This window comes from Aeromonas sp. D3 (assembly GCF_027705025.1).
Lineage (GTDB): Bacteria > Pseudomonadota > Gammaproteobacteria > Enterobacterales > Aeromonadaceae > Aeromonas > Aeromonas salmonicida.
Genome location: NZ_JAPDBE010000014.1, coordinates 1 through 26255, shown reverse-complemented (window position 1 = coordinate 26255; position 26255 = coordinate 1). Strand labels below are relative to the sequence as shown.

General features: G+C 59.4%; 23 protein-coding genes and 1 pseudogene. 17 read left to right on the top strand and 7 right to left on the bottom strand.

The window, feature by feature from the left end; genetic code table 11:
- Window positions 1-79: 79 nt before the first annotated feature.
- Together OKC28_RS10295 and OKC28_RS10290 are read left to right on the top strand one after the other, a co-directional pair.
- Window positions 80-976, top strand: coding sequence for an AbiTii domain-containing protein (locus OKC28_RS10295; RefSeq protein ID WP_232484508.1), 897 nt, complete (start codon window positions 80-82; stop codon window positions 974-976).
- Between the two features lie 301 nt (window positions 977-1277).
- Complete coding sequence (locus OKC28_RS10290; protein ID WP_088813939.1) at window positions 1278-1643, top strand: hypothetical protein; 366 nt, start codon at window positions 1278-1280, stop codon at window positions 1641-1643.
- Between the two features lie 268 nt (window positions 1644-1911).
- Here the strand turns inward: OKC28_RS10290 and OKC28_RS10285 are convergent, their stop codons facing one another.
- Window positions 1912-2064 carry a hypothetical protein gene (locus OKC28_RS10285; RefSeq protein WP_171277337.1) on the bottom strand — a complete coding sequence of 51 codons (153 nt, stop codon included), beginning with the start codon at window positions 2062-2064 and terminating at the stop codon, window positions 1912-1914.
- Between the two features lie 348 nt (window positions 2065-2412).
- Between OKC28_RS10285 and OKC28_RS10280 the strand changes: the two genes are divergently transcribed.
- The 12 genes from OKC28_RS10280 to OKC28_RS10225 all read left to right on the top strand — a co-directional run bounded on the left by OKC28_RS10280 (window position 2413) and on the right by OKC28_RS10225 (window position 10726).
- On the top strand, window positions 2413-2760 hold the full coding sequence (locus OKC28_RS10280) for a hypothetical protein (protein WP_171277336.1): 348 nt from the start codon (window positions 2413-2415) through the stop codon (window positions 2758-2760).
- Between the two features lie 99 nt (window positions 2761-2859).
- Complete coding sequence (locus OKC28_RS10275) at window positions 2860-3546, top strand: hypothetical protein (protein WP_088813941.1); 687 nt, start codon at window positions 2860-2862, stop codon at window positions 3544-3546.
- 127 nt (window positions 3547-3673) lie between these two features.
- The gene (locus tag OKC28_RS10270) at window positions 3674-3925 is read left to right on the top strand and encodes a DUF2931 family protein (RefSeq protein WP_232484509.1); all 252 of its coding nucleotides are present in this window, start codon (window positions 3674-3676) and stop codon (window positions 3923-3925) included.
- A 124-nt stretch (window positions 3926-4049) separates the two neighbouring features.
- Complete coding sequence (locus OKC28_RS10265) at window positions 4050-4226, top strand: hypothetical protein (RefSeq protein ID WP_088813942.1); 177 nt, start codon at window positions 4050-4052, stop codon at window positions 4224-4226.
- A 251-nt stretch (window positions 4227-4477) separates the two neighbouring features.
- Window positions 4478-4708: a hypothetical protein gene (locus tag OKC28_RS10260; RefSeq protein ID WP_088813943.1), complete on the top strand. Its 231-nt coding sequence runs from the start codon at window positions 4478-4480 to the stop codon at window positions 4706-4708.
- On the top strand, window positions 4695-4967 hold the full coding sequence (locus OKC28_RS10255; RefSeq protein WP_088813944.1) for a hypothetical protein: 273 nt from the start codon (window positions 4695-4697) through the stop codon (window positions 4965-4967). The genes OKC28_RS10260 and OKC28_RS10255 overlap by 14 nt, the downstream gene beginning before the upstream one ends.
- Before the next feature lie 153 nt (window positions 4968-5120).
- Window positions 5121-6056, top strand: a complete 936-nt coding sequence (locus OKC28_RS10250) for an AbiTii domain-containing protein (protein WP_333562733.1) — start codon at window positions 5121-5123, stop codon at window positions 6054-6056.
- A 196-nt stretch (window positions 6057-6252) separates the two neighbouring features.
- On the top strand, window positions 6253-7179 hold the full coding sequence (locus tag OKC28_RS10245) for a hypothetical protein (protein ID WP_088813945.1): 927 nt from the start codon (window positions 6253-6255) through the stop codon (window positions 7177-7179).
- 218 nt (window positions 7180-7397) lie between these two features.
- Complete coding sequence (locus tag OKC28_RS10240; RefSeq protein ID WP_171277335.1) at window positions 7398-8219, top strand: AbiTii domain-containing protein; 822 nt, start codon at window positions 7398-7400, stop codon at window positions 8217-8219.
- A gap of 837 nt (window positions 8220-9056) precedes the next feature.
- Window positions 9057-9263, top strand: a complete 207-nt coding sequence (locus OKC28_RS10235) for a hypothetical protein (RefSeq protein ID WP_157669145.1) — start codon at window positions 9057-9059, stop codon at window positions 9261-9263.
- Window positions 9264-9463: 200 nt separating this feature from the next.
- A complete protein-coding gene (locus OKC28_RS10230) occupies window positions 9464-9739 on the top strand; it encodes a hypothetical protein (RefSeq protein WP_088813947.1) in 276 nt (91 codons plus the stop codon).
- A gap of 321 nt (window positions 9740-10060) precedes the next feature.
- Entirely contained in the window at window positions 10061-10726 is a 666-nt protein-coding gene (locus OKC28_RS10225) for an AbiTii domain-containing protein (RefSeq protein WP_232484511.1), read from the top strand.
- Between the two features lie 125 nt (window positions 10727-10851).
- On the opposite strand, the pseudogene OKC28_RS10220 reads toward OKC28_RS10225, so the two are convergent.
- From OKC28_RS10220 to tmexC, 4 genes and pseudogenes are all read right to left on the bottom strand, one after another.
- Window positions 10852-11820 (bottom strand): annotated as a pseudogene (locus OKC28_RS10220) (DinB/UmuC family translesion DNA polymerase); the annotation flags it as partial.
- A 429-nt stretch (window positions 11821-12249) separates the two neighbouring features.
- A complete protein-coding gene (locus tag OKC28_RS10215) occupies window positions 12250-13683 on the bottom strand; it encodes a multidrug efflux transporter outer membrane subunit TOprJ1 (RefSeq protein WP_003152694.1) in 1434 nt (477 codons plus the stop codon).
- A gap of 4 nt (window positions 13684-13687) precedes the next feature.
- Window positions 13688-16822 (bottom strand): multidrug efflux RND transporter permease subunit TMexD, encoded by a 3135-nt coding sequence (gene tmexD, locus OKC28_RS10210; RefSeq protein WP_088813949.1) that lies wholly within the window; start codon window positions 16820-16822, stop codon window positions 13688-13690.
- A gap of 15 nt (window positions 16823-16837) precedes the next feature.
- On the bottom strand, window positions 16838-18001 hold the full coding sequence (gene tmexC / locus OKC28_RS10205; protein WP_065285147.1) for a multidrug efflux RND transporter periplasmic adaptor subunit TMexC: 1164 nt from the start codon (window positions 17999-18001) through the stop codon (window positions 16838-16840).
- Between the two features lie 179 nt (window positions 18002-18180).
- Here tmexC and OKC28_RS10200 point away from each other — a divergent pair, with 179 nt between their 5' ends.
- The 3 genes from OKC28_RS10200 to OKC28_RS10190 all read left to right on the top strand — a co-directional run bounded on the left by OKC28_RS10200 (window position 18181) and on the right by OKC28_RS10190 (window position 22905).
- Window positions 18181-18738, top strand: a complete 558-nt coding sequence (locus OKC28_RS10200; RefSeq protein WP_088813950.1) for a TetR/AcrR family transcriptional regulator — start codon at window positions 18181-18183, stop codon at window positions 18736-18738.
- A gap of 126 nt (window positions 18739-18864) precedes the next feature.
- Window positions 18865-20235 carry an IS1182-like element ISCfr1 family transposase gene (locus OKC28_RS10195; protein WP_065285146.1) on the top strand — a complete coding sequence of 457 codons (1371 nt, stop codon included), beginning with the start codon at window positions 18865-18867 and terminating at the stop codon, window positions 20233-20235.
- A 549-nt stretch (window positions 20236-20784) separates the two neighbouring features.
- Complete coding sequence (locus OKC28_RS10190) at window positions 20785-22905, top strand: AAA family ATPase (protein ID WP_232484513.1); 2121 nt, start codon at window positions 20785-20787, stop codon at window positions 22903-22905.
- On the opposite strand, the gene OKC28_RS10185 is transcribed toward OKC28_RS10190, so the two are convergent.
- A complete protein-coding gene (locus OKC28_RS10185; RefSeq protein WP_001138014.1) occupies window positions 22817-25783 on the bottom strand; it encodes a Tn3-like element TnAs1 family transposase in 2967 nt (988 codons plus the stop codon). The two genes, OKC28_RS10190 and OKC28_RS10185, sit on opposite strands and share 89 nt — an antisense overlap.
- 3 nt (window positions 25784-25786) lie before the next feature.
- The coding region (locus tag OKC28_RS10180) for a recombinase family protein (RefSeq protein ID WP_270689102.1) at window positions 25787-26255 on the bottom strand (469 nt) is incomplete at its 5' end.

Below are 26255 nucleotides of genomic sequence, written 5' to 3'. Positions count from 1 at the left end.
ATCCTCCCCGCTTGTAGGCCTGCAACTGCTATGGCCGAATCTGGGTACAATGGGGCCCTTTGTTGCCCAGGAGCACTGCATGCCGACCCTTATCCCTGAACTGATTGCAATGGCCAGCGATCCGGCCGTCAAGACCACCGATCTGCTGCGCAAGGCGATGGTGGCCGCCCGCCTGCTCAAACAGCCCGAGTGGGCCACCTGGATCAACCATGAGTTGCAGGGATATCCGCTGCTCGGGGCTTTACCGCCCTACCGCTTGCTCCAAGGTGAGCTAAAGGTCGATGTGCCTGGTCACGGAAGGCTCCCGTTGCCAATACGGGAGCCCGAGATGAACAGGCTGTTATCAGAATGTCGGTTCGGTCATCCGATGGGCGCACTGGAGGACCTAGCCGTACCGGGTGAAGTGGTTCGGTCATTCTTCTCCCCCGAACAGATGGAATTTCTGATGCGAGAGCTTTCGCTGCCAGGCGTGCCGGAACTCGCCTTGGGGTCTAACCAGATCAGAGGGCTTATTGAGGCGGTCCGAGACAAGCTGCTGACTTGGGCGCTCGATCTGGCCGAGGCGGGGATTGAGGGGGAAGGGATGACGTTCACCCCCCAGGAGCAGCGGCAGGCCCAGCAGCTGGCGCCGGTGACCATCCACATCGGGGGGGATTTCAACGGTGGCCAGCTGATGGTGAGCTCGCCCGGCGGCCAGCAACAGCAGAAGGTGATCAGCGAGCAAAAAGTGGCAGCCCTAGCAGCCCTGTTGCCGTGGCTGGCGCAGGTGATCGCGCAAGGGCAACTTCAGCGGGAGGCGTGTGCGGAGCTGCAGGCCGAGCTCGATACGCTCAAGGCCCAGGCCGCCTCCCCCAACCCCAAGTGGCCGGTCATAGGTGCCGTGGCCGGGAGTGTGCGGGCTCTCCTGGAAGGCGCAGGGGGCGGGGTGCTGGCGGCGCAGGCGCTGGGGTGGCTGGCCACCTTGAGCGGCAATTGAGCGTTATCGGGGGGGGGCCGGAACGGGGCCGCGGCCCCGCTTTGCATTTTAGGCTACCCGCCAAGAGAGAGTGGCCGGTTATCAGAACGCGGTGATTTTGTCGTTCTATGATCGTAGCTGAGCACTTGCCCTGTATTGGTTTAGTCTCCATTGGAGCGGTTTATAACAGACAAATTGTGTCAAAGTTGCGCCCGATTCGGATTGCATTTCACTGTCAAATCTTGCTTATTTTAGTGGCCGAAAGGCAAAACGCTCCACCTCCTTGGGGCTTTCACTCACAGACGTAAAGCAAGGGTCAAATATGGCAAACGATAAAAAAAGCAAGCAAGTGGCCGGTACAGCCAACGTGCTGAAACAAACCAGTACCTACGAGCATTTGGTCGAAGATTTTGGGGAGCCAGCGGCTAATGGCATGATGGCGAAAGCCATCAATGACGTGGCCCCTGTAGACAAGAAGGTCACAGCCACCGACGTAAGCGGCTTTGCTAAGGTCACGACTGCTATGCGCACACTGCCAGTGAATGTTGCTGCTGCGGTAGACAAAGGCATGGCTGATGCCAAGGACGTGGTGAGCGACTTGCTGAACAACCTGGATAAGGAGTCTGACAAGCCGATAGAGCCTGCAGCCAACCCTACGCCTGAAACTGAGGGTGAGCCTAAAAAATAGGCCCTCTGTTCACAACAAAGCCGCGCTTAGCGGTAATGCCAATCAGTTAAGCCTTTTTTTGACTGCGCATTCAAAATGTTGAATATCAGGAAAGGTTTCACGGTAATAGAGTCAATTTGGCTCAACCCCATGCCATGACTGGCATGTAATAAAAAGAGGGAGGCATCATACCTCCCTCACTCTTTACCCCTTAAGCCCCGAGGGTTGGGACTTAAATTCTCTTAACTGACTGGCATTGGACCTGACGGCCCCGCTTTTCATTTCTCAGTCAGCAGAGCGGAATAACCCAGGCTAGATCCGGGTACGCCCTGACGACGGCCAAGATGATAGCCCCCCTGATCGCGACTTTGAGCCCCCATGCAATTTGCTCGGCGATGAGAGTTAAGGCCCAGCGAACCACCCGTATCATCATGTTTTTCATAAAAATTCTCCTGTTTTTGTGTCGTTTCGGGTGGCAAGGATTACCGGGCCCGTTCTGGCCGGAATGCGCCAGACGATGCCAATTACTAATGCGCGCCAAAAACCTTCAGAAAATGCGATATTTTTTTTCGCCCCTCATCAGAGTGCTGTCACGACATTGGAGTGAGGTAGCTCTTCACTGTGTGTCAGGCCCGTACACAGGCTTTAGCGTCTGCCCTGACCGGAATTCTTGAGGCAGAAATGCGCGTTAGGAGCCAAAGGGGGCTTTGATTATTTTTCTCAACACGTCAAGCTATGGCAAAGGTCACCTTTGTTGCTGGTGACCATGATCTGTAGTGAGGAGCGCATAGTGTCGGAATCAGAAGAAGTTGTATTCACGGTCAAGAACGCCAATATTGAAGCGATGATGAAGGCCCTCGAAGAGGGTCATGAAGATCAGTTCCGCATGGTCAATCTTGTAACCACTCTGCTTGCGGGGCATGAAGAGCTTGTAAAGCCGTTTCGGGAAAAATATGGCTTTGACCCGAGTTTAGTTTTCGTTAAAGAGGGCATTCTGACTAATCATGCCCAGCTAGTGAATGATGGTCGCCAAGGAGTATTTGCTCTCAAGTTGCTGAGGCTTGCACAGCAAGGGAGGTTGATATTTAAATATACCCCGCATAACTTGAGAGCCGCTCTAATGTTTGAAACACGTTAGAGCGCTCTACATTAGATAAACCCCGGCTCCCGCCGGGTTTGTCTCTGAGGTATTACTATCCCAGGCCGGAAATATTAAATTCATGAGGGATACGGGTGCATGACAATGGAAGGGATTTTAGAGAACTTGATGAAGAAAATATTGGGTGTTAAAATTCTGGTTGGTTTTTTATTCCCACTCGCAGTTTTGTTCGCCGCCTGGGGATATTCTTATGAATTTACATACTTCATTACTCTTGGGTTGAATGTAAATGATGTTCTTACGGTGAATAGTTATATAGTTAGCAGTGGGCGCGTCATTGCTTTCATAGTGCTATCCGTTATGCTGTTTGTGCACATTACCAAATTCTTTACAAAAAAAATTCATGAGGATGATGTCGCCACATTGAAGTCTCGTCTTAGCGAACGAAGCTTCGCGAAAGAGATCGTGAACGCAAGAATTTCATGTGTTATCAGTGTCTTGTTTTGGCTTGTCGTGTGCTTTGGCCGCAAAATTGGCATAACGGAAGATTTCTCACACTTGTATATGTATTTAATCTATGTAAATGCCACTCTTTTTTCTACAAGCCTGTTGCTTAGTCCACCTCATGCGAAAATAACAGTATTGCTTCTTTTTTCAGTATCTATCGCCCTTTGTTTTTCTGCCGGTGGCTATGGAAGTGCAAACTATGCAATGAGAGTGGAAGGTGTTGTTCGTGATGACATAGTTGTGAAAGTAGTTAATAAAGAGGGCTCGTTTAAGGCATTTTCTGCGCCAATTTCATTCAAATTTCAATATCTTAAATAAGAATTGCCCGGTGACAACCGCTATGCAGATCAGTTAAGGAACTATTAACCGAGACGCCGATTGTCGGACAATCCGGAACCTGTCATAGGTTCCGGATTTTTTATGTCAATTGTAAACGACTTGAACGATGTCATGGCGCCATCATGGTATCAAGGTGAGGGATGAACGGTGTGAAGTACGCCGAGATAATATTGGCTTAGGTATGGCCACCGGCGGATATGTGGAGGCATTTTTGACCAATCCCCCTGGCCAGCCTGATATCCAGCTGGCCAAGGGGATTGCGAAGAAAACTCAAACCTCGCATGACAAGGAAAATCCCTTCTACAAAATCTATAAAGAATGGTTTGTCGATTTTGATAAAGCATACTGTGAGGCCTAGCAACAGTATCCCCCCTGTTGTATGGCCTGGGCTCCGATCATGAACGCTTACCGCGCAGCCCAAGACGGATACTCAGCCGATCAATTAAGATCGGCCCTCCCGGAGGGTGATTGAAGAGGTCTCAATGAAGCAGTACCAAAACTGGTTGGCCCAGTATCTGATTTGTCGTCGTGATGGTGACAATGCCATGGCCGCAGAATTGGCAGAGAGTATCTGTGATTTCTGGCTGGCCCGAGGCGATAATGCTGAGCATACCAAGTGGCAGAAGGTCTACCAGGATCACCTGCAGAAAACCACCTGATAGGCGAGGCTAATGGCCAGGGAAGGCGCCGCATCAGCTTTGTGCCCATCAGGTGGCTGCATAGCATAATAGACCGGCTGACAAGATGGCAGCGGTTTATCTGCAGCGCTTTGTCGATAGTTGAACGGCTGATGTTCAATGTTATACGGTTCCCCAATGATGGCTTTTCAGGATAAGCAGACATTTCGGCAGATCCAGCTTACCCCCATGAAGAGGGCTTTGCCGTATCGTTGTACCAGCAGCGTTACCTGATGAAGAAGAGTGCCGAGCTTTCGATGCTGGTTATCGATATGACCAGCAAGTTTCGGCGGCAATACCCGAATACTGATGGGGTGATGCCCGCGAACGAGGACAACCCAGACATACGAAAGCACCGGGCCATGGCCATGGCCAAGGCAGCCTCTGCCATTGGCACCGTCTCACCGTATTCAGGCGGCTCGGTGGGTGGGCTACTAGGTGGAGAGAGTCATGTCAGCAAGTAAGAACAAAACCGTGTTGCGTTGGGCCGGCATTGTGCTTGTCTCGATGGGCTACTACCTATGGTTGGGGGTGGCCTCTACCAGCTTTGGGCACATTGCAGAGAAAGAGAGCGTTATAGGGACAGGCCCCGTATCGCTGGAGTACCACCGCTCCATTATTGAGGCAGTGATGCAAGCCACTGGCGTCGTGTTTGACGCGGCCACTTTGGGCTTCTTGGTCTGTGTCCCCCTGATCCTCATCATCTTCCAGAAAGTCAGGTGACCTCCCCTCCCCCCGAGCCAACTGTGATCACCGGCCTTGAATTCACACAATGCCCCGCTTTGAGGTGCTTTGTTTTATTGGTGAACGGCCAGAGACCGCGTAAAAACAAGTCCTCTAGGGCGGGTCCTCCCAGCTTGCAGCCCTGCAACTGACATGGCCAAACCGGATACAATGGGGCACCCTTTTCTTCGCTCAGGAACGCATCGATGCCCGCCCTTATCCCTGAACTCATCGCCATGGCCAGCGACGACAGATCTGCTGCGCAAGGCCATGGTGGCCGCTCGCCTTCTCAAACAGCCCGAGTGGGCCACCTGGATAGACCATGAACTGCAGGGCTATCCCGATGGGAGCCCACTGCCCTCATACAGGCTGGTTCGTGGGGAGCTTCGCGCCCAGAATCCTGTAATTGGGCTAATCCCACTGCACGTTGGTACACCTCGGGAGAAAGAGTTGCTATCAACAGCTCTATTTTTTGAGGGGGTCAGCGACCTTGAAGCGTTGGCGGAATCTGGTGAGGAACTGCTATGCCATTTCCCACCCGATATTGCCGCCGCACTTCGGGATATCCAGCCGCTCCCCATGACGGCCGTAATAGTTGTATCGACAAGCCAGGTATGTGGATTGTTGGAAGCAGTAAGGAATAGGGTGCTGTCGTGGGCGCTCGATCTGACCGACGCGGGGATCCAGGGGGAAGGGATGAGCTTCACTCCTCAAGAGCAGCGGCAGGCTCAGCAACTGGTTCCAGTGACCATTCAGATTACGGGCGGAATCCACGGTGGCCAAATCATGGTGTGCTCACCTAGGGGCCAGCAACAGCAAACCGTTGCCGGCGAACAGAAGGTCGAGGCTCTGGCGGCCCTGCTGCCCTGGTTGGCACAGGTGATTGCGCAGGGAACACTATCTCGGGAGGCGTGCACGGAGCTGAAGGCCGAGCTGGATACGCTTAAGGCCCAAGCCGCTTCGCCCAACCCCAAGTGGCCGGTGATCGGCACTGTTGCTGGCAGTGTGCGGTCGATCCTAGAAGGTGCTTGCGGCGGGGTGATTGCGGGGGAGGCGCAGGGCTGGCTGGCCACCTTGACCGGTTGCTGATCGCTATCGGGGGCATAAGCGGGGCTGAGGCCCCGCTTTGTTTTCTAGGCGAACGGTCAAAGCCGAGACGAAATCGTGCCCCGCGAGGGTGGCACCATACTGCATTGCAGACTCAAGTCATAAAACGTATTGACATTGTTATTCGTGAGATAGATAGTTTACGTAAACTATGTGTTTTGCGTGGAGTGGCTTTGTTATGGAATTTAGATATCCCACCGCCTCTGCAGAGGCCAACATGAATGCGCTGAAGTACCTGACTCAAAATCTGAGCGCACCTGAGAAAGGGCGAGAAGAGGTTGAGTCTCTGATGAAGGTGTTGGGCACTTCAATCACAAGCTATCCATCATGGCACCCGATCCTGACGATCCCCAGAGACCAGGGGGGAGAACAGGGGGATTTGGGCAGTCTATACACAGGGATTGACCACACTATCAAGTTTGTCAGGGGGTTTGTGACATGTCCCTACAATGAGGATAAAGCGAATACATTGGTGGAATATGTCAACACCCTGACAGGGTTAAGTGCATATCGGACGGATACGCCACTTTATAGCGATCATGCATACCCAGTGGTTGTTGAAGCAACAGAGGTCACGCAGGAGGCCGATGGAACTATTCGTAGCAGAGATGCACTTGCCTGGTGTGTGCAGGAGTTGGTCAGGAACGCCCAACATTCGCAAGTCGCAGAAACATGGTGGAATATCAGAAATTACCTGTTGGGTGAGCCTCATGGCTCCCGCTCATCATTGCTGGTCAATCAGTACACCGGCGGGCATATGCGAAAGATCCTGGAGGCGTTAAACAACAGCGGTATGTATGGCCCTGTTAAGGAATGGTCTCTGGATATGCTCTCCAAGAAAAAGCGGGATCTCATCGGGGAAACGCTGCTGCGTACCGCATTGAAACAGTATAAAATGGGCGGCGAGAAATTTACGTTTGAGCTCAATGGCGAGCTCTGTAAAGCCTCCGTGTGGGATACCTGGAATGATGGCCATGAACTGTCGGTCAACGTCATGATTGGTGCCTCGCAGTTGGTAGTAAGCGGTTTTTATTACCCTGAACAGGATCTCCTACAGTCATCAGATCCAAAGGGCAAACAAGCGCTGGCAGAGAAGTTTTTATAGTGCAGGTTGTGCTGTATGACAGCGCAAGATTGATAAGCCGTTTCAAGCCCCGCACATGCGGGGCTTTTGCTGTTTTGGCCAACGGCCAACGGCCAACGGCCAAAGCCCGCCCCAAATCCGGCCAGCGAGGACCGGCGGGATCCTCCCCGCTTGCAGCGCGGCAACCGACCGAGCTAAATCGGGTACACTGGGGCTCTTTGTCGCCTAGGAGCGCCTCGATGCCCACCCCGCTATCTGACCTGATTGCCTTGGCCGGTGATCCGGCAGTTAAGACCACCGATCTGCTGCGCAAGGCCAAGGTGGTCGCCCGTATACTCAAACAGGCTGAGTGGACTACCTGGATCGACCATGAGCTGCGGGGCTATCCAGATGATGCCAAGCTGCCCTCCTATCGCGTCATACGCTGTGAGTTGAAAGCACGAAATCCATTTCGAGGGCTGATCCCCATCATCATCGACCACCCTGAATTCGCAGAAGCGGTCTCGACATGCCGCATTGGTCAGTCCATCAGCGGGTTGGAAGACGTGGCTATACCCGGGAAAAATGTGAGCATGGTTCTTCCGCCGGAGATGATGGCCTTGCTGATGCAAGACCTGAATATCTCAATGGAGCCGGTACGGGTGGTTGGCGGCAATCAGATCCGCGCACTTGTCGATGCTGTCCGGGACCAACTGCTGACCTGGGCACTCGACCTGGTTGAGGCCGGGATCGAGGGGGATGAGATACCCTCTCCACCCCAGCCGCTGGCGCCGGTGACTATTCGCATTGATGGCGGGTTCCACGGTGGCCAACTGATGGTGAGCTCGCTCGGGGGCCTGCAACAGCAAACCGTCACCTACCCACAGAAGGCTGCGGACCAGCCTGGGGGGGGGCAGGAGAGCGAGCTTGATACACTCAAGGCCCAGGCCGCCGCCCCCAAGTGGAAATTGCCGGTGATTGCCGCGGTGGCCAGCACTGTGGTGGTGATCCTGGAAGGCGCCGGCGGCGGGGTGCTGACGGATCTGGTGCTAAAGTGGCTGGCCACCCTGAACGGCCACTGAGCTAGTCCGGCGGACTTGGTGGGGCGGCAGCAGGCCAAGTTGTCTTGGCGCGACGGGCGGCGCCGCAAGATACAAGCCAGATCAACTGGTGCCCCCCCCTATTGTGGACGCCGTGAATACTTCGCAGATCAACAGGGCTGGCCAAGTATTGGGAACGAGTGATACCTGCGCGAGAGTAGCACTTTATCTGTATGATTTATTTGAAATTTATGAAAAATGTCGAGGGGCTGGGCGTATAATATCAACATGAGCACAAAAGCGAGTCTTTATGGCCAGCCAGGAGGCCCATAACCAACAGGCGAAAGGAATCGCCTGAATTTTATAAGGAAATATAAGATGTTAACTGCCATGCTTATCGCCAACGGTCTGATACTGCTCTGGGTGTATCAAGTGAAGATTTCTCTTCACTTTCACCTACACGTAGGCCAGTGACCCTGGTACAAAAAGTGACTTTTGGGGGGAGGCTTCGGCCTCCCCTTTTTTTGACCCTGAGCGGGCCCTCCCTGGTTTGCAGCCCTGTAACCGGCCTGGCCACCCGCTGCGGGAGATAGAAGCATTGATTGCAGCCGGAGTGTCTGTGCGTCTTCGATGGCCGCCTGAGCAGGTACAGCAGATCCAGCGCGAGCTTAAAACCAACTTGGATTTATGAATTGTACTGATCCATGGCCTACTCGCCGGTTGCCTCGATGCGATCCGAAACTGGGTGTCGCACTGGGCACTATCCTTGGAGGCGGCCAGGGTCCAGAGGGAAGGGATGACATTCCCCCCCCCAGGAACAGCAAAAGGCGCGGAAGTTGCCCTCGATGAGTATTCACATTGGGGGGGAATGCGACCGGTGTGCAAGTCCAGCTGTACTCGCCCGGGGGCCAGCAACAGCAGACGGTGGCCAGCGAGCAGATGACCCACGCCCTGACTGCCTTGCTGGCCTGGCTGCAGCAGATGGTCGCCGAGGGGAAGCTATCGCCATCGGCGCAGACCGATCTGCAGGCAAACCATGCTGCCCTGCAGGAGCTGGGGTGGCTGGCCACCTTGACCGATAGCTGATTGATATCAGAATGCATGGCCGTGGCGATGGCACAGCTTTGCATTGTGGGCCAACGGTCAAAGCCAGCGGGAATACCGCCGTTTATTTAACCGCGCGGTGGTGCGCAAGGGAGGCTCGCAGTGATATGCTCCTTTCTGCTGTGTTTTTATACAGCATTTAGGCCAGATATGGTGCTGAGGCGTTGAGATAGGGTGATGACATGTGGAACGCGATATGGGATGTATTGATGGAGCTGGTAGGTATGCGGCCATTACTGATAGAGGTGATAAAAATATTGCTGATGGGAGGCGGGGTAATCCTGCTGATTGAGCTCGTGAAGCCGATTGCAGGCGGTTCAGTCCTACGTTGGACGACACTACAGAACATCGTGCTCGTATGCTCGTTGTTGTTCATCGGTGGGAGGGCATATTGGGTGATGCATCCCAGCAACGACGAGGTGCAGTTGCATCAGGAGTTGAATCAGTATGGCTTGTAGGTCGGCCAACGCCCCGCATTGCGGGGCTTTTGCATTCTAGGCCAACGGCCAAAACAGGCTATCGAAGGCGGCCGGGATCCTCCCCGCTTGTAGCACTGCAATCCTCACGACCGAAACCAGGTACAATGGTCCTCCATTATCGCCCATGAGCCCCCCATGCCCGCCCTTGTCACCGAACCCATCACCCTGGCCAGCGATCCGGACGTTGAGATCACTAAGCTGCTCCGCAAGGCAAAGGTGGTCGCCCGTCTACTCCAACAGCCCTAGGCCATCAACTGGCTTGACCATGAGTTACAGGTCTATCCAGACGGCAGCACTACTGTGCCCCGTTATCGCCAGCGGCGCGGGAATCTGACGTACTGGCAGGTAGGGTCCCATCACTTGCTGTCTGTGGCCAACACCGAGCGGGCGGTAGAGTGGCAAACCTGCCCGCTCTCGCTGCCCGTGAGCGAACTGGCTGAGCTGGCCGAAACAGGAAAACCACTGCGGGTCCGGTTCCCCCCTGAGCTCATGGGCCTGCTGATGGCCGAGACCGGTACCGAACGGGAGGTGGAGATCTGTATGCCGGCGGTCCAGGAGCGGGTGCTAGACTGGGCCCTCGCCTTGGCCGCCGCCGGTGTTCAGGGGGACAGCATGTGTGTCACTCCCCAGGAACGGCAGCAAGCCCAGCAGGTGGCGCCGGTGAGTATACACATCGGAGGGAATGCGACTGGTGTCCAAATACAGCTGAACTCGCCCGGTGGTCAGCAACAGCAGACGGTGACCGGCGAGTATAAGGCCGACGCCCTGATCGCCTTGCTGCAGCAGGTGGTCGCCGAGGGAATGCTATCGGGCCGATCTGCAGACCAACTATTTAGCCCTGCAGGCGCTGGCCAACGTCCCCATGCCGAGCTGGCCGGTGTCGGGACGCTGGCCAGCTGTGTGCGGGGGATCCTGGAAGGCGCCTGCGGCACAGACGCTGGGGTGGCTGGCCACCTTGACAGGTAGTTGATTGATATCAGGATGCATGGGCGAGTCGACTCCGCTTTGCATTTTGGGAAAACAGCCAAAGAAGGAGGGAAATCACTCATCTTCAGTCGGATGGGATTTTCCCTCATAACTCTAAATCATGGTTACGTTTTTACGATCGGCAGTTCGTGTAGGGAAGTGGTATAGCGAGGGCTCAACTGCTCCCGCTTCATTATCCATTCTCTGTTCTCTTGGCCCCGGGCCGCGAAGTAGACTTTCCCAAGCCTCCCCTGATTGATCTTGTCGATGACCTGCATCAGCGCCTGGCTGCGGGGTGTTTGCTGCTCACCAGCAAACAAGTCTCCCTGCTGCACATTGGCCGGAGTGAAGTCGGCCAGCATCACGCCTCCTTTCTGATAACGCTTATCGTCTTGCCAGATACGGGGGAGCAACTCGTGGATCAGGGCTAGCAAATCCCGGGTGTCATGGGTAGGCAAGGCCAGCTTGGTGCTCACCTGGTTACCATAATAGGGCTCCCGGTCGCTGAACGGACTGGTGCGAATGAAGATCGTCACATGGCGGCAACACATCCCCTCCCCTCGCAGCTTCTCGGCGGCACGCTCCATGTAGCCGGCCAGCGCCTGATGCATGGGGCCAATCTGGGTAATGCGCTCCCCAAACGAGCGCGAGCAGATGATCTGCTGCTTGGCTTGTGCCTCTTGCTCCAGCTCGGCGCAGGGGATCCCCCGCAGCTCCTGCACCGTGCGCTCAACGACCACGCCATAACGGTGCCGTAGGCTCTTGGGGTCAGCGGCGACCAGACCGGCAACTGTCTTGATGCCCTGAGCTTCCAGTCTGGCTGTCAGTCGCCGGCCAATGCCCCATATCTCGTCCACCGGAGTGATCTCCATCAGCCTGGCGCGACGCCCTTCATCGCGCAGATCGACTACGCCACCGGTGGCAGGCCACTTCTTTGCGGCGTAGTTGGCCAGCTTGGCCAGGGTCTTGGTCGGTGCGATGCCCACCCCAACGGTGAGCCCTGTCCACTGCTGCACCCGCTCGCGGACTTGGCGGCCATAGGTCACCAGATCGCCCGCCCACGACTCGCTCAACTCGATAAACGCCTCGTCGATGTAAAGGAAAGAAGAACAGCCATGGACATGACTTCAGCTCAGACATTCCGCTACTCAATCTCTGATGTCGGATGTCCATAGAAAGAACCTCTTTTCCAGGAAATTGGGGCTTGAAGTCCATACCTGCGCAATTGCACCCATTTGACCAGTCAATTGCATTGGTACTGACCACCGCGTGCATCCGACTTGGCCAGTGGGCAGCAGAGACGCAACAGGCAGAAACCGGCCAGAAGCAGTCAGTCAATCATGCGTTACAGTGATTTTTTGCAGCTCTTTATAGAGCCGTTAGCTGCTGCCACCAATAATCCATAGGCCTGCCAGTCGTCAGACAGTCTTATTCTCGATCAGACGATTGCCCCGTCGATGACCAGTAGCTCACCGGTGATGGAGCCAGAGTCCGGTCTTCGGATGCAGGACTCCTGGCTTTGCTCACTCAGCGCCGATCCCGGCCATCGGTTCAGTTTGGCCCCAGCCACCGCCCAGAGACCTGAACAGGTCAACCAGCGCAATCTGCCGTTCCGTGCTGATTTGAATTAGTGTGGTCTGGTTGCTAAAGGTGCTGCGCTGGGCGTCAAGATAACGCAGGTAGTCGTCCACGCCGCCCTCGTAACGCGCCTTAGCCAGGGCCATCGCAGCCTCGCTGGAACCGGCCAGAGCCTGGCGGGCAGCCTCCTCGCGGCGCAGGGTGTCGGTGGCGGCCAGGGCATCGGCCACTTCGCGGAAGGCGGTCTGGATGGTGCCTTCGTAGTCGGCCACCGCCGCGTCCTGGCGCACTTCGGCGAGGTCCAGGTTGGCGCGGTTGCGGCCACCGGCGAAGATCGGCAGCGACAGCGTCGGGGCAAAGCTCCAGGCCCGCGAGCCGCCATCGAACAATCCGGACAACTCGGCACTGGAGCTGCCCACCGAACCGGTCAGGCTGATCCGGGGAAAGAACGCGGCGCGAGCTGCACCGATATCGGCATTGCGCGCCTTGAGGCGGTGCTCGCTGGCGAGAATGTCCGGGCGCCGTTCGATCAGTTCCGAGCTGGTGCCGGGGGCGATGTCCTGCAGCACCATCAGGTCGTCGCGGGGCGTCGCGGGCAGCAGGCGAGCGGCATCTGGCGTGCCGAGCAACAGGACCAGGGCGTTGTCCGCCTGGCGTAACTGGCGTTCGGTGCTCTCGCGCTCGGCCCTAGCCTGTTCGGCAAGGCCGACCGCTTCCTGGTAATCCAGGGCGGTGGCGGCCCCCGCTGCACGGCGCTGGCTGACCAGCTCCAGCGAGGCCATGCGGCTGTCCAGGGTTTGTTCGACCAGGGCCATGCGGCGTAGCGCACCATCGCGGGTCAGGTAGGCCTGGATGACCTCGGCAACCAGGCTGATCTGCGTGGCACGGGTCGCCTCCTCGGTCGCCAGGTAGGTCTCCAGCGCGGCCTCGGAGAGGTTGCGCACGCGGCCGAACAGGTCGACTTCGTACTCCGCGAGGCCGAGGCCGACCTGATAGTTGCTGGTCACTTCCGAGCGCCCGGTCTGCGACAGATCGGCAGGCAGGCGCTGGCGGTTGCCGCTGGCATTGGCGTTGATCGAAGGCAGGCGATCAGCACGCTGGATGCGGTACTGGGCACGCGCAGCTTCGATATCCAGCAGCGCCTGGCGCAGGCTGCGGTTGTTGCTCAGCGCCGTATCCACCGCGCGGCGCAAGTCGGCATCGACGATGAAGGTCTGCCAGTCCAGCGCCTGGGCACGGGCGCCCTCCGCGTCGGCGGCTTGCCAGTGCGACGCGACCGGTGCCTGCGGGCGCTCGTAGGTCGGGGCCAGCGAACACCCCGCCAGGGCGGCGATGGCCAGGGGCAGCAGAGCGCGACGGAGCATGAAGTGAGAGGTCATCGCATTACTCCGCTTTATGCAGGGGATGGTTGTCGGTTTGCTGAGGTTTGGTGCGCAGCAGCGACAGCACCCAGACGAAGAAGATCGGCACGAAGATCACCCCGAGCATGGTCGCGCTGAGCATCCCGCCCAGCACCCCGGTGCCCAGTGCGCGCTGGCTCGCAGCGCCGGCGCCAGTGGCGATGGCCAGCGGCACCACGCCGAGCATGAACGCCATGGAGGTCATGATGATCGGGCGGAAACGCAGGCGCGCGGCTTCGACAGCGGCATCGCGCAGCGAGTAGCCGTCTTCCCACAGGTCCTTGGCGAACTCGACGATGAGAATGGCGTTCTTCGCCGCCAGGCCGATCACGGTGATCAGGCCGACCTTGAAGTACACGTCGTTGGGCAGGCCGATGGCAGTCACCGCCAGTACCGCGCCGAGTGCGCCGACCGGCACGATCAGCATCACCGTCAGCGGGATCGCCCAGCTCTCGTAGAGCGCCACCAGCAGCAGGAACACCACGGTGATGGCCAGCGCGAACAGCATCGTCGCCTGGCCGCTGGCGACCCGCTCCTGATACGAAAGCCCGGTCCACTCGTAGCCGATACCTTCGGGCAGCTCGGCAGCGATGCGCTCCAGTTCGAGCATCGCCTCGCCAGTGCTCACGCCGGGCGCGGCGTCACCGGCAATGCGGATCGACGGGTAACCGTTGTAACGCGCGACCTGCACCGGGCCTTCCTCCCAGCTCGTGGTGACGAAAGCACTCAGCGGTACCAGGCTGCCGCTGTCGTTGGGCACATGCAGGCGCAGGACGCTTTCCGGCGTCATGCGCTCGGCCTGTTCGGCCTGTACCACCACGCGCTGCTGGCGGCCGGCGTTGGCGAAGTCGTTGATCACCGACGAGCCGAACGCAGTGGACAGCGCGCTGCTGATCGCTTCGAAGCTGACACCCAGCGTGCGGGCCTGCTCACGGTCGATCACCAGGCGCAGCTGCGGCGCCTCGGCCAGACCTTCCATCATGGCGTAGAGGAACTTCGGATTGCCGTTGACCTTGCCCAGCACTTCATCGCGCGCTGCCAACAGGGCATCGCGGCCGAGACCGGCGCGGTCCTGCAGGCGCAGGGCGAAGCCACCGGAGTTACCAAGGCCTTCAATCGGCGGTGGTGGTACCGACATGATTGCGCCGTCATCGAGGTTGGCGAAGTGCTCGTTGACCGCAACCGACTCGGCTTCCGGCGACTGCGAAGAATCACGCTCAGACCAGTCCTTGAGCAGCGGGAAGGCAATGGCCGCGTTCTCGCCCATGCCGGAGAAGCTGAAGCCAAGCACCAGGAAGGTCGTCTGCACGGCCTCGCGGGCCATCAGAAATGACTCCAGCTCTCCACCAGCGGCCGAGGTACGCTCACGGGTGGCGCCGGGCGGCAGCTGGATGTCGACGATCATGTAACCCTGGTCTTCCACCGGCACGAAGGATTCCGGCAGGCGCATGTAGAGAAAGCCCATCAGCACCACCACGCCCAGGTAGATGAACATCACCCTCCCGGCTCGCGGCACCAGCTTGTCGTTGAGCTTCGTGTAGCGGCTGGTCAGGCTGGTGAACTTGCGGTTGAACCAGCCGAAGAAGCCAGTCTTCTCGTGATGGCCTACAGGAATCGGCTTGAGCAGCGTGGCGCACAGCGCCGGGGTGAAGGTCAGCGCGAGAAAGCCCGAGAACAGAATCGACACCGCCAGCGACAGCGAGAACTGCTGGTAGATCACCCCCACCGAACCCGCCATGAAGGCCAGCGGCAGGAACACCGCCGACAGAACCAGGGTGATACCGATGATCGCCCCGGACACCTGCCCCATCGCCTTGATGGTCGCCGGCACCGGCGCCAGGCCTTCCTCGGCCATGATCCGCTCGACGTTCTCCACCACCACGATGGCGTCGTCCACCAAGATGCCGATGGCCAGCACCATGCCGAACATGGTCATCATGTTCACCGAGAAGCCCAGCAGGTACATGAAGGTCAGGGTACCAAGCAGACACACCGGCACGACGATGGACGGGATCAGGGTGTAGCGCACGTTCTGCAGGAACAGGAACATCACCAGGAACACCAGCACCATGGCCTCGATGAGGGTCATGATGACCTTGTCGATGGCCACGTCGACGAAGCGCGAGGTGTCGTACGGCACGGAGAACTCGACGTTGTCCGGGAAGTTGGCCGACAGCTCGGTCAGACGCTGCTTGACCGCCTCGGCGGTCTGGATCGCGTTGGCACCGGGCGACAGCTGCACGGCGGCGGCAACGGCGGGCTTGCCGTCCTGGCGCGAGCCGAAGTTGTAGTCCTGGCTGCCGACCTCGATGCGTGCCACGTCGCCCAGGGTCAGGCGCGAGCCGTCCTGGTTGGCACGCAGCACGATGGCGGCGAATTCCTGCGGGTTGTCCAGGGTGCCCTTGACCGCCAGGGTCGCCGTCAGCTCCTGCTCGCTGGAACCCGGCGTGCTGCCGAAGGCACCGGCCGGCACCTGCACGTTCTGCGCGCGGATGGCGTTGTTCACGTCATCAATGGACAGGCCGTAGCCAACCAGCTTCTGCGGATCGATCCACACGCGCATGGCCGCCTCGGAGGCGAAGAACTGCAGTTTGCCGACACCGGGTACCCGGCGGATTTCGTTGTTGATACTGCGCGCCGCGTAGTCGGCCAGCGCCGTGACATCGGAGTCCTTGTCGCCATCGGTGTAGCTCAGCGCATAGATCAGCAGGAAGCCGGCGGTGGCCTGCTCGGTCTGGATGCCGAGGGTCAGCACGGCCTGCGGCATGCGCGCCTCGGCCTTCTTCAGACGGTTCTGCACGTCGACCTGGGCCAGTTCGGGGTCGGTCCCCGGCTGGAAGGTGACGGTGATCTCGGCTATGCCGTTGGCGTTGCTGGTGGACTCGAAGTACAGCAGGTTCTTGGCGCCGTTGAGTTCTTCCTCGATGACGCTGGTCACCGAGTCGGTCAGCTCCTGCGCCGAGGCGCCGGGATAGGTGGCGGTCACGGTAATCTGCGGCGGCGCCACGTTGGGGTACTGTGCCACCGGCAGGAACGGAATGACCAGCAGGCCACCTAGCGAGATGAACAGGGCGACTACCCAGGCAAAATTGGGGCGTCGGATGAAAAACAGGGGCATGAATGGTTCTCCGGCTTACTGGGCCTGGGACTGTGGAGCTTTTTCGGCGGCGCCTTGCTCGCGTGGGATGACCTTGGCGCCCGGACGGATAGCCGCCAGCGAGCTGGTGATCACCTTGTCGCCGGCCTGCAGGCCCTCGCTGATCTGCCAGCGCGAGCCTTGCATGGCGCCAGTAGTGACCTGGCGCACCTCGACGGTATCGCCCTCGCCCAGCAGCATCACGCTGGCCTGGCCGTCAGCCGAACGCTGCACGGCACGTTGCGGCACCAGGATGGCGTTCTGGTTGAGCCCCTGCGGCGTGCGCACACGCACGTACATACCCGGCAGCAACACGCCCTCGGGGTTGTCGAACTGCCCTCGCAGGGCGATTTGCCCGGTGCTGCGATCCACCGAGATATCAGTGAACAGCAGCGTGCCCTTGCTCTCGATATCGGTACCATCGACGCGCAGCGACAACGGCTGGTCGCTAGCGCCGGTAACCTTGCCCTCGGCGATGGCCGCGCGCAGGCGCAGGGCGTCGGCAGCCGGCTGGGTGAAGTCGGCGTACACCGGATCAAGTTGCTGGATACGCGCTAGCAGAGTCGCCTCACCCTGGCCTACCAGCGCCCCTTCGGTGACCTGGGCTCGGCCGATGCGTCCGGCAATGGGTGCGCGAACCTCGGCATAGCCCAGGTCCAGGCGGGCGGTTTCGACATTGGCCTGGGCCGATCGCTTGTCGGCCTGGGCACTCTGCAGAGCGGCCTTGGCGTTGTCGAAATCCTGCTGGCTGACGGCGTTGATCTTCACCAGCGGCTCGTATCGGCGAACCATCGCCTGGGCCTGGAACAACTGCGCCTCGGCGCGGGCCAGTTCACCCTGCGCCCGCGACAGGGCCGCTTTGAACGGCGCAGGGTCGATCTGGAACAGCACGTCGCCGGCCTTCACGTCGGCCCCTTCCTCAAAGGTGCGCTTGAGCACGATCCCCGCCACCCGCGCGCGCACCTCGGCGACACGCACCGGCTCGATGCGTCCTGGTAGCTCGGCAACCACGGTGAAGGGCTCGGTCTGCACGCTGAGCACATCGACTTCACGCGCCGGCGCCTCCTCCCCTTGCTCTTCGGGCTTGTCGCAGCCAACCAGGGTCACGGCGACCAAACAGGAGATCACGGAAAAAGTGATCCACTCGCGAAATTTGTTCATATCTCACCCAAGCACGAAGCCAGTACGTAGTCGAAGCCGCGCATGATGCACACCAAAATCAAATGAGTCAATATTGACTCATTTGATTTTGATGTGAACAAAGCTAGTATCCTCTTTGAGAAAAATGAGTGTTCTAGGCAAAATACCCGCATCTGCCTGCGATAGATAAAGAGTGACCGATGGATTTAACTGCTGCCGATGAGCAATTGCTGAAGGCCCTGGCGATCGCCATCGTTGACCACCCGCGAGCCACGTTCAAAGAAATAGCCCAGGCAGCGGGAGTCAGCAAGGCGACGCTAAACAGGTTTTGCGGCACCCGCGACAACCTGATCGAGATGCTTCTGGATCATGGTTCGGTGGTTATTTATCGGGTCATTGCCGATGCCGATCTTGAGTCGGCGCCCTTGGACGCATTGCATCGCCTGATCGAAGGCCATTTGACTCACAGGGAGTTGTTGGTTTTCCTCTCATTTCAGTGGCGCCCGGACACGTTTGATTTAGATGCAGGCGGCTGCCGATGGCTGCCTTACTCAGAAACGCTGGACGAGTTCTTTCTACGCGGGCAAAAACTGGGCGTATTCCGTATCGATATCGGTGCCCCGGCGCTTACCGAAATCTTCTCCTCCTTGATCTTCGGCCTGGTAGACGCCGAGCGCCGCGGCCGTATCGCACGCGCAGGTATGGCGGCGTTGATCGAGCAATTCTTCCTGAACGGGGCTTGCAACTACCAAACTTAACGGAAAGCAACGCTCAGTTTTTTTCGGGTTGGCGGTGTCCGTTTTTGGCCGATTCTGTTGAAAAAGTAGCGGCCTCTCCATACCGTTGGCAAAATTGCTCTGTCAGCGAGCGTGGGGGCGAACAGCATGATGGGGCAGTTACCGGGAGGACAGCAGCGCCTGTTCTACTCGTTCAACCTAGAAGATCACGTCCCGGCTCAACACCTCCTGCGCAGCATCGACCAGTGCCTGGATCTTAGTGATCTGCGCGCCTACCTGGCGGACTTCTATAGTCCCATCGGACGCCCCTCGATTGACCCGGAATTGATGGTGCGCATGCTGGTCGTCGGCTACTGCTATGGCATTCGTTCCGAGCGGCGATTGTGCGAAGAGGTGCACCTGAACCTGGCCTATCGCTGGTTCTGCCGGCTGGGTCTGGAAGACGAAGTCCCCAATCACTCGACCTTCTCGAAGAATCGCCATGGGCGTTTTCGTGACAGCGATCTGTTCCGCTGGTTGTTCAATGAGGTGCTGCGGCGTTGCATGGCAGCCGGCCTAGTCAAGGGCGAAGGTTTTGCCGTCGACGCTAGCATCATCAAGGCGGATGCCAGCCGGCAACGTGGGGTAGCGGGAGATGAGGTCGATTGGAACGATCCAAAGCTCAGCAGCCGCGCAGTGCGCGAGTACCTCGAAGCCCTTGATGAAGAGGCGCTGGCTGAGGCTCTTCCCAAGAAAATTTCGCTCACAGATCCTCAGTCCCGTTGGACAGCAGCGCCAGGTGGGCCGGCCTTTTTTGCCTACTCCACGAATTACCTGATCGACACTGAGCACGGTGTGATCATGGACGTGGAAGCTACCCCGGCGCACCGTACCGCCGAAGTCGATTCGACTAGGACGATGGTTGAGCGTGTCAAAGCTCAGTTCGATCTCACACCGGAACGCCTTATCGGCGATACCGCTTATGGCACCGCCCCGATGCTGGCCTGGATGGTCGAAGAAAAGGACATCGAGCCGCATGTGCCGGTGTGGGACAAGACTGAGCGCAAGGACGACAGCCTCTCCAGTAACGACTTCCACTGGAACCAGGAGGCCAATGAATACCGCTGCCCAGCCGGCAAACCACTACGCAGTGAGTGGCGCGCCTTCACCCAGAAAAGATCGCGGGTGACCAAGGCCCACACCATCATTTATCGCTCCAGCCAAACCGACTGCACTACCTGTCCGCTGAAAGCGAAATGCTGCCCCAACACGCCGAATCGGAAGATCGTCCGCAGTATCCATGAGGCTGCCCGCGATGTGGCCAGGCGCATCGCCAAGACACCGGAATACCTCGTCTCTCGCTGCGAACGAAAGAAGGTGGAGATGCTGTTCGCCCACCTCAAACGGATCATGAAACTCGATCGTTTACGACTGCGCGGCCTGACAGGTGCCACTGACGAATTCACTTTGGCGGCGGCGGTGCAGAACCTGCGACGCATGGCCAAGCTTTTGCCTCAAGGGCCACCGCTCACGGGATAGGTACGCCTGCTGAGAGCAGAAACCTTCAAATTAACCCTCAGGCCTGAGCAAGGACGCTCAGCGAAACGCCGAAAGGCAACCTGAAGTGGCTTGCAGTCACTTCGACAGCAGGCACACCTGATCGGCAGGCCGCCGCTAAACCTACTTTTTCAACAGAATCGGCCGTTCTCTGACGGTCGTGACAGTGACACGCCCTGGTCAAGTTGAACGCAATCCGTGGTCAACGCCAACCCAAATTGGTGGTCAAGAGGAGTGCAATTTCGCACATACCTGAGGACTGCTCACCACATCGCTTGCGTCGGTAGTAGCTTCCGCACTTTCCCCGTCTCTCACCGCTAAACAGCGCTTTCCGGTAGCGGACTTTAGAGCGGCTTGATACTGGCCAGCATGCAGAAATTCTGCCCGTGTAGCGTCACGACCGGACAAGCCACTAGGGTGGCGGTCAGGAAGGCAGGCAAACGGAACACGGCGAAGCACCTCGAAGGCGCTGGCCACTTGCCATCCAACTGGGCGCGGCCTTTAATCGGCGGATCTGGAAAGGAGACGGATATGCCATTGTTGGACGAGATTATTGGGTGGGCCGGCGGACTCAGACCCTGGCAGCAGGAAGCACTGCGCCGGATATTTGCCCGGGCCGAACTAACCCAAGATGACATCGAGACCATTCTGCGAATGGTTCGCGAGCAAGAACGGGAAGACGCAACCACGGGGGGAGCACGGCCATTCACGCTGGACGACGTACCAGGCGCCGGAAGTGGCGCAACCGTGCGGTTGGTGGGTGTCTCGGGGCTAGACCAGGTAAACGGCTTCCCGTCCGGTCGTGCCTTTGACCTCGCACCGGAGGGCATGACCATTTTCTTTGGTCATAACGGCGCCGGCAAATCCGGCTACGCCCGCGTCTTCAAGAATGCCTGCAACGCTCGGCATCGGGTGGAGGTCCTGCCCGACGCTTTTGGGGCGGCAACCCCAGCTAGACTGCCATCAGCAGATTTCGCCATTTTGGTGGATGGCACTCCGGAAACCGCACGTTGGGTCCAGAACGGGCCGGCCCATTTGCATTTGAGTTCGGTCTCGGTCTACGACGCGGCCTGTGCCAATGACTACATCGACGCGGAAGGGACCCCTGCATTTCAGCCCTACGGACTCACTCATCTGACGCGCCTGGTCCTACTTCAGCGTGATTTACAGGCACGGATTGGGACCGAACGCAATGCCTTGGCTCTGGATACCCGGCAATTCGAACCGCTGAAGGGTGACACCGAAGTCGGCCGCTACATCGCCAAATTAGGTGGGGACTCGGACCGCGCCGTGCTTGCTCGATTAGGGACGGTCGGTGACGATGAACTCCGGCGACTGGAGTTTCTGAAGCGGACATTACTGGAAAGCGATCCTGTGCCGCAGGCGCTGGCCTTGGAACGTTTGGCGACACGCTTGGACCAGGCGCAGCGTCGAGCCGAGGAAGTCCAGCGCTGGGTGAATGATCGTGCCATAGCACGGGCAAAGGAACTGATTACAACGGAAAAAACCGCGCATCTCGCCATGCAACTGGCGCAAGCGCGTCTTCAGGATCGAGACACACTGAACGCCATGGAGTTGCCGGTAACGTCCTCACCCACCGCCACGCTGCTGGAAGGCACAGGAGCTGAACTCTGGCAAACGATGTACCGAGCCGCTGAGGCTTTCTCTCAGCAGACGGCATACCCTGAACATCCCTTCCCGCACCTGGAACCGGACGCTTACTGCGTACTCTGCCAGCAACCTTATTCAACGGATGCCTCGGAGCGCATGCGGCGTTTCGCGGCATTTGTCGCCGACAGCGCCACGGCGGATGCGCAAGCCGCCACGCTTGCGCGCATGAACGCTCTAGGGAAGGTGCAGGCTGTCGATCTAAACGTTCTGGATGTGCCAACACGGGCTGACGTGGAGGAGCGACTGCCCGACCTACACGCTGCCATCACCGCAGCGGCATCGGTCTGGACCGCCCGGCATACTTGGGTTAGCCAAGCCCTGCAAACTGGAAACTGGTCCCCCGAGTCAGAACCGCTTCCTATCGAAGCAAACCTCGATAGTCTCTTCGCCGCCAAAGCTGCTTCGCTCCGAGTCGACGCCAATACCCTGCGGACCTCTGCCGATCCCGCTCTACGCTTGGCGCTGACCCAAGAACTGGCAGAGCTAGAAGCCCGACAACGCCTCGCCAACCAGCTTGGCGCGGTGGAGCGCTTTGTTCAGGACAGTCAGGTCCATGCCACATTGAGCCGCTGCCATGCCGCCCTCAACCCAGCGGCAGTGTCACGCAAACTGACGTCCCTGGCGGCGACGCATGTGACCGAGGCTCTGGCCGCTTCTATGAATGCTGAGTTGAAAGCCCTGGGCTATAAGCGACGGGTGCAACCCGACCTGAGCGGGCGCACAGAGCTGGGGGTGACCAAGGTCACGCTGCGCCTGCAGGAAATCACGGCGAAAGCCTCCAAGGTGCTGTCAGAGGGCGAGCAGCGCGCGTTGGGGATGGCTATGTTCCTCGCCGAGCTCGAATCCCTGCCACATACTTGGGGAGCCCGCAGAATTCGGAAAAAATCGTACGCTAAGGTTTTCCGGGCATCCGTAAGGGCCGAAACTTCCCGTCTTCCAGTCTGCGGCTCTGCCGCCAGACGTAATCGCCGGTTAGGTTGATGTGCTCCCAGCCCAGCGGCGACAGGAATTGCAGCAGCTCGCCGTCCACCGGCTTGCCGGCCTCGACCAACCCCTGGGTGGCGCGTTCCAGGTACACCGTGTTCCACAGCACGATAGCCGCCGTCACCAGGTTGAGGCCGCTGGCCCGGTAGCGCTGCTGCTCGAAGCTCCGATCCCTGATTTCCCCAAGGCGGTTGAAGAACACCGCCCTGGCCAGCGAGTTGCGCGCCTCACCTTTGTTCAGGCCGGCATGCACGCGGCGGCGCAGTTCAACACTTTGCAGCCAGTCCAGGATGAACAGCGTGCGCTCGATCCGGCCCAGCTCGCGCAGGGCCACGGCCAGTCCGTTCTGGCGCGGGTAGCTGCCGAGCTTGCGCAGCATCAGCGAGGCGGTGACGGTGCCCTGCTTGATCGAGCTGGCCAGGCGCAGGATGTCGTCCCAGTGGGCACGCACGTGCTTGATGTTCAGGGTGCCGCCGATCAGCGGGCGCAACGTCGGGTAGGCTTGCACGCCCTGCGGCACGTACAGCTTGGTTTCGCCGAGGTCGCGGATGCGCGGCGCGAAGCGGAAGCCTAGCAGGTGCATCAGGGCAAAGACGTGATCGGTGAAGCCGGCCGTGTCGGTGTAGTGCTCCTCGATCCGCAGGTCGGACTCGTGGTACAGCAGGCCGTCGAGCACATAGGTGGAATCGCGGACGCCGACATTCACCACGCGGGTGCTGAACGGCGCGTACTGGTCGGAGATATGGGTATAGAACAGCCGTCCCGGCTCGCTACCGTACTTCGGGTTGACGTGCCCGGTGCTCTCGCCCCGGCCACCCGCGCGGAAGCGCTGGCCATCGGAGGATGAGGTCGTGCCGTCGCCCCAGTGGGCGGCAAAGGCGTGGCGATACTGGTGGTTGACCAGCTCGGCCAAGGCCGCCGAATAGGTTTCGTCGCGGATGTGCCAGGCTTGCAGCCAGGACAGCTTGGCGTAGGTCAGGCCGGGGCTCGACTCGGCCATCTTGGTCAGCCCGAGGTTGATCGCATCACCGAGGATTGCGGACAGCAGCAACGTCCTGTCTTTGGCCTCGGCCCCGTCCTTCAAGTGGGTGAAGTGGCGGCTGAAGCCCGTCCAGTCGTCCACGTCCATCAGCAGTTCGGTGATCTTGATGCGCGGCAGTAACTGGCTGGTTTGGTCGATCAGCGCCTGCGCCCGATCCGGCACCGCCGCATCCAGCGGGGTGATTTTCAGCCCTGACTCGGTGAGGATGGCATCGGGCAGCTCGTTGTCCTTGGCCAGGCGGGTGACGGTGGCCAACTGCTCGTCCAGCAGCTGCAAACGCTCTTCCAGGTACTGGTCGCTGTTCGGGTTGATCGCCAGGGGCAGGGCCTGCTCGCGCTTGAGTGCGGCGAACTTCTCGGCCGGCAGCAGGTAGTCGTCGAAGTCGCGGAACTGCCGCGAGCCCTTGACCCAGATGTCGCCGGAGCGCAGGGCGTTCTTCAGCTCGGACAGGGCGCAGATTTCGTAGAATTTCCGGTCGAGGCCTTCCGGGGTGATCACCAGCGGCTTCCAGCGCGGCTTGATGAAGGCCGTGGGTGCATCGGCCGGCACCTTGCGCAGGTTGTCGGCGTTCATCTCACGCAGGGTCTGCACGGCTGCCAGCACGCCTTGCGCGGCCGGCGCGGCGCGCAGTTCCAGCACCTCCAGCAAGGCCGGCGTGTAACGGCGCAGGGTGGCGAAGTTCTCGCCGACCAGGTGCAGGTGGTCGAAGCCTTCCGGCCGGGCCAGCAGCTCGGCCTCGCTGACGCTCTCGGTGAACTCGTCCCAGGGAATCACCGCCTCGATGGCGGCATAGGGGTCGCTGCCGCTTTCCTTCGCTTCCAGCAGCGCCTGGCCGATCCTGGAGTACAGGCGCACCTTGTCGTTGATCGCCTTGCCCTGCTTCTGGAACTGCTGCTGATGCTTGTGCTTCGCGCCGCTGAACAGCTTGACCAGGATGCGGTCATGCAGATCGACCAGCTCATCGATCACGGTCGCGGTGCTCTCCAGCACCACGGCGGCCAGGGTCGCGTAGCGGCGCTGCGGCTCGAACTTACCGAGGTCTTTGGGCGTCATCTGCCCACCCTCGCGGGCCAGCTTGAGCAGGCGGTTCTGGTGGATGTGCCGGCCCAGGCCTTCGGGCAAGTCCACCAACTGAAATGTCTTCAGCCGCTCGATGTGTTCCAGCATGTGCCGAGAGTTGGGTTTCAGCGGTGCCTGGCGCAGCCAGGTCAACCAGGTGATGCTGCTGCCGGCCTTGAGCTTCAACAGCTCGTCCAGCTTGGCCCGATGCGAGTCCGTGAGTGGTTCGACCAGGGCGCGGTAGACCCGCCGATTGGCTCGCGCAATGGCTTCCGAGCAGGCCCGGTCAATCACGCTCAGCGCCGGCAGGATGCGTCGTTTCTGCCGTAGGCTCTCCAGGGCCTGACCGGCCAGCAGCAAGCCTTTGTCGGTCTGCTGGGCCAGCTCGGTTAGCTCGCGCACCAGGGCGCGGAAGTCGGACAGGCCGAACGGGGCCAGTTGCAGGTAGGTGCGCAGTTCCTGGGCATGCTCGCGACGGGTCACGTCGCGCTCGCCGTACTTTGCCCAGCTCGCCGGCTCGGCCTGGACTTGCTTCGCCACCCACAGGATGACCGGCTCGGGCAGCTCGCTGTCGGTTCCCAGCGCGTAACCGGGGTAGCGCAGCAGGCAGAGCTGCACGGCGAAGCCGAGGCGGTTGGCGTCGCCGCGTCGCTGGCGGATCAGCGACAGGTCGGAGTCGTTGAAGGTGTAGTAGCGGATCAGGTCATCCTGGCTTTCCGGCAGCGCAAGCAGGGTGTCCCGCTCCGTGGCCGAGAGGATCAAGCGACGCGGCATGTGTCAGTCGTCCGTGCGGAGGTACTGGTAGAGGGTTTCCCGGCTGATGTTGAACTCGCGGGCAAGCTGCGCCTTGGGCTCGCCGGCCGTCGCTCGCTGCCGCAGGGTAGCAGCCTGCTCATCGGACAGGGCTTTCTTGCGGCCCCGGTACGCGCCACGCTGCTTGGCCAAGGCGATGCCCTCACGCTGCCGCTCGCGGATCAGGGCGCGCTCGAACTCAGCGAAGGCCCCCATCACCGACAGCATCAGGTTGGCCATCGGCGAGTCCTCGCCAGTGAACACCAGGCCCTCCTTCAGGAACTCGATGCGCACGCCGCGCTGAGTCAGCTTCTGTACCAAGCGACGCAGGTCATCGAGGTTGCGGGCCAGCCGATCCATGCTGTGCACCACCACTGTTGTCGTTTTCAGAAGACGGCTGCACTGAACGTCAGAAGCCGACTGCACTATAGCAGCGGAGGGGTTGGATCCATCA

Excerpts from the sequence above, each read along its gene's own strand:
- OKC28_RS10245 (WP_088813945.1), top strand. The coding sequence starts at position 6,253 with ATGGAATTTAGATATCCCACCGCCTCTGCAGAGGCCAACATGAATGCG.
- OKC28_RS10290 (WP_088813939.1), top strand. The coding sequence starts at position 1,278 with ATGGCAAACGATAAAAAAAGCAAGCAAGTGGCCGGTACAGCCAACGTG.
- OKC28_RS10250 (WP_333562733.1), top strand. The coding sequence starts at position 5,121 with ATGGCCAAACCGGATACAATGGGGCACCCTTTTCTTCGCTCAGGAACG.
- OKC28_RS10215 (WP_003152694.1), bottom strand. The coding sequence starts at position 13,683 with ATGACCTCTCACTTCATGCTCCGTCGCGCTCTGCTGCCCCTGGCCATC.
- OKC28_RS10270 (WP_232484509.1), top strand. The coding sequence starts at position 3,674 with ATGTCATGGCGCCATCATGGTATCAAGGTGAGGGATGAACGGTGTGAA.
- OKC28_RS10195 (WP_065285146.1), top strand. The coding sequence starts at position 18,865 with ATGATGGGGCAGTTACCGGGAGGACAGCAGCGCCTGTTCTACTCGTTC.
- OKC28_RS10265 (WP_088813942.1), top strand. The coding sequence starts at position 4,050 with ATGAAGCAGTACCAAAACTGGTTGGCCCAGTATCTGATTTGTCGTCGT.
- OKC28_RS10200 (WP_088813950.1), top strand. The coding sequence starts at position 18,181 with ATGGATTTAACTGCTGCCGATGAGCAATTGCTGAAGGCCCTGGCGATC.
- OKC28_RS10260 (WP_088813943.1), top strand. The coding sequence starts at position 4,478 with ATGAAGAAGAGTGCCGAGCTTTCGATGCTGGTTATCGATATGACCAGC.
- OKC28_RS10275 (WP_088813941.1), top strand. The coding sequence starts at position 2,860 with ATGACAATGGAAGGGATTTTAGAGAACTTGATGAAGAAAATATTGGGT.
- tmexC (WP_065285147.1), bottom strand. The coding sequence starts at position 18,001 with ATGAACAAATTTCGCGAGTGGATCACTTTTTCCGTGATCTCCTGTTTG.
- OKC28_RS10255 (WP_088813944.1), top strand. The coding sequence starts at position 4,695 with ATGTCAGCAAGTAAGAACAAAACCGTGTTGCGTTGGGCCGGCATTGTG.
- OKC28_RS10240 (WP_171277335.1), top strand. The coding sequence starts at position 7,398 with ATGCCCACCCCGCTATCTGACCTGATTGCCTTGGCCGGTGATCCGGCA.
- OKC28_RS10295 (WP_232484508.1), top strand. The coding sequence starts at position 80 with ATGCCGACCCTTATCCCTGAACTGATTGCAATGGCCAGCGATCCGGCC.
- tmexD (WP_088813949.1), bottom strand. The coding sequence starts at position 16,822 with ATGCCCCTGTTTTTCATCCGACGCCCCAATTTTGCCTGGGTAGTCGCC.
- OKC28_RS10185 (WP_001138014.1), bottom strand. The coding sequence starts at position 25,783 with ATGCCGCGTCGCTTGATCCTCTCGGCCACGGAGCGGGACACCCTGCTT.
- OKC28_RS10230 (WP_088813947.1), top strand. The coding sequence starts at position 9,464 with ATGTGGAACGCGATATGGGATGTATTGATGGAGCTGGTAGGTATGCGG.
- OKC28_RS10285 (WP_171277337.1), bottom strand. The coding sequence starts at position 2,064 with ATGAAAAACATGATGATACGGGTGGTTCGCTGGGCCTTAACTCTCATC.
- OKC28_RS10190 (WP_232484513.1), top strand. The coding sequence starts at position 20,785 with ATGCCATTGTTGGACGAGATTATTGGGTGGGCCGGCGGACTCAGACCC.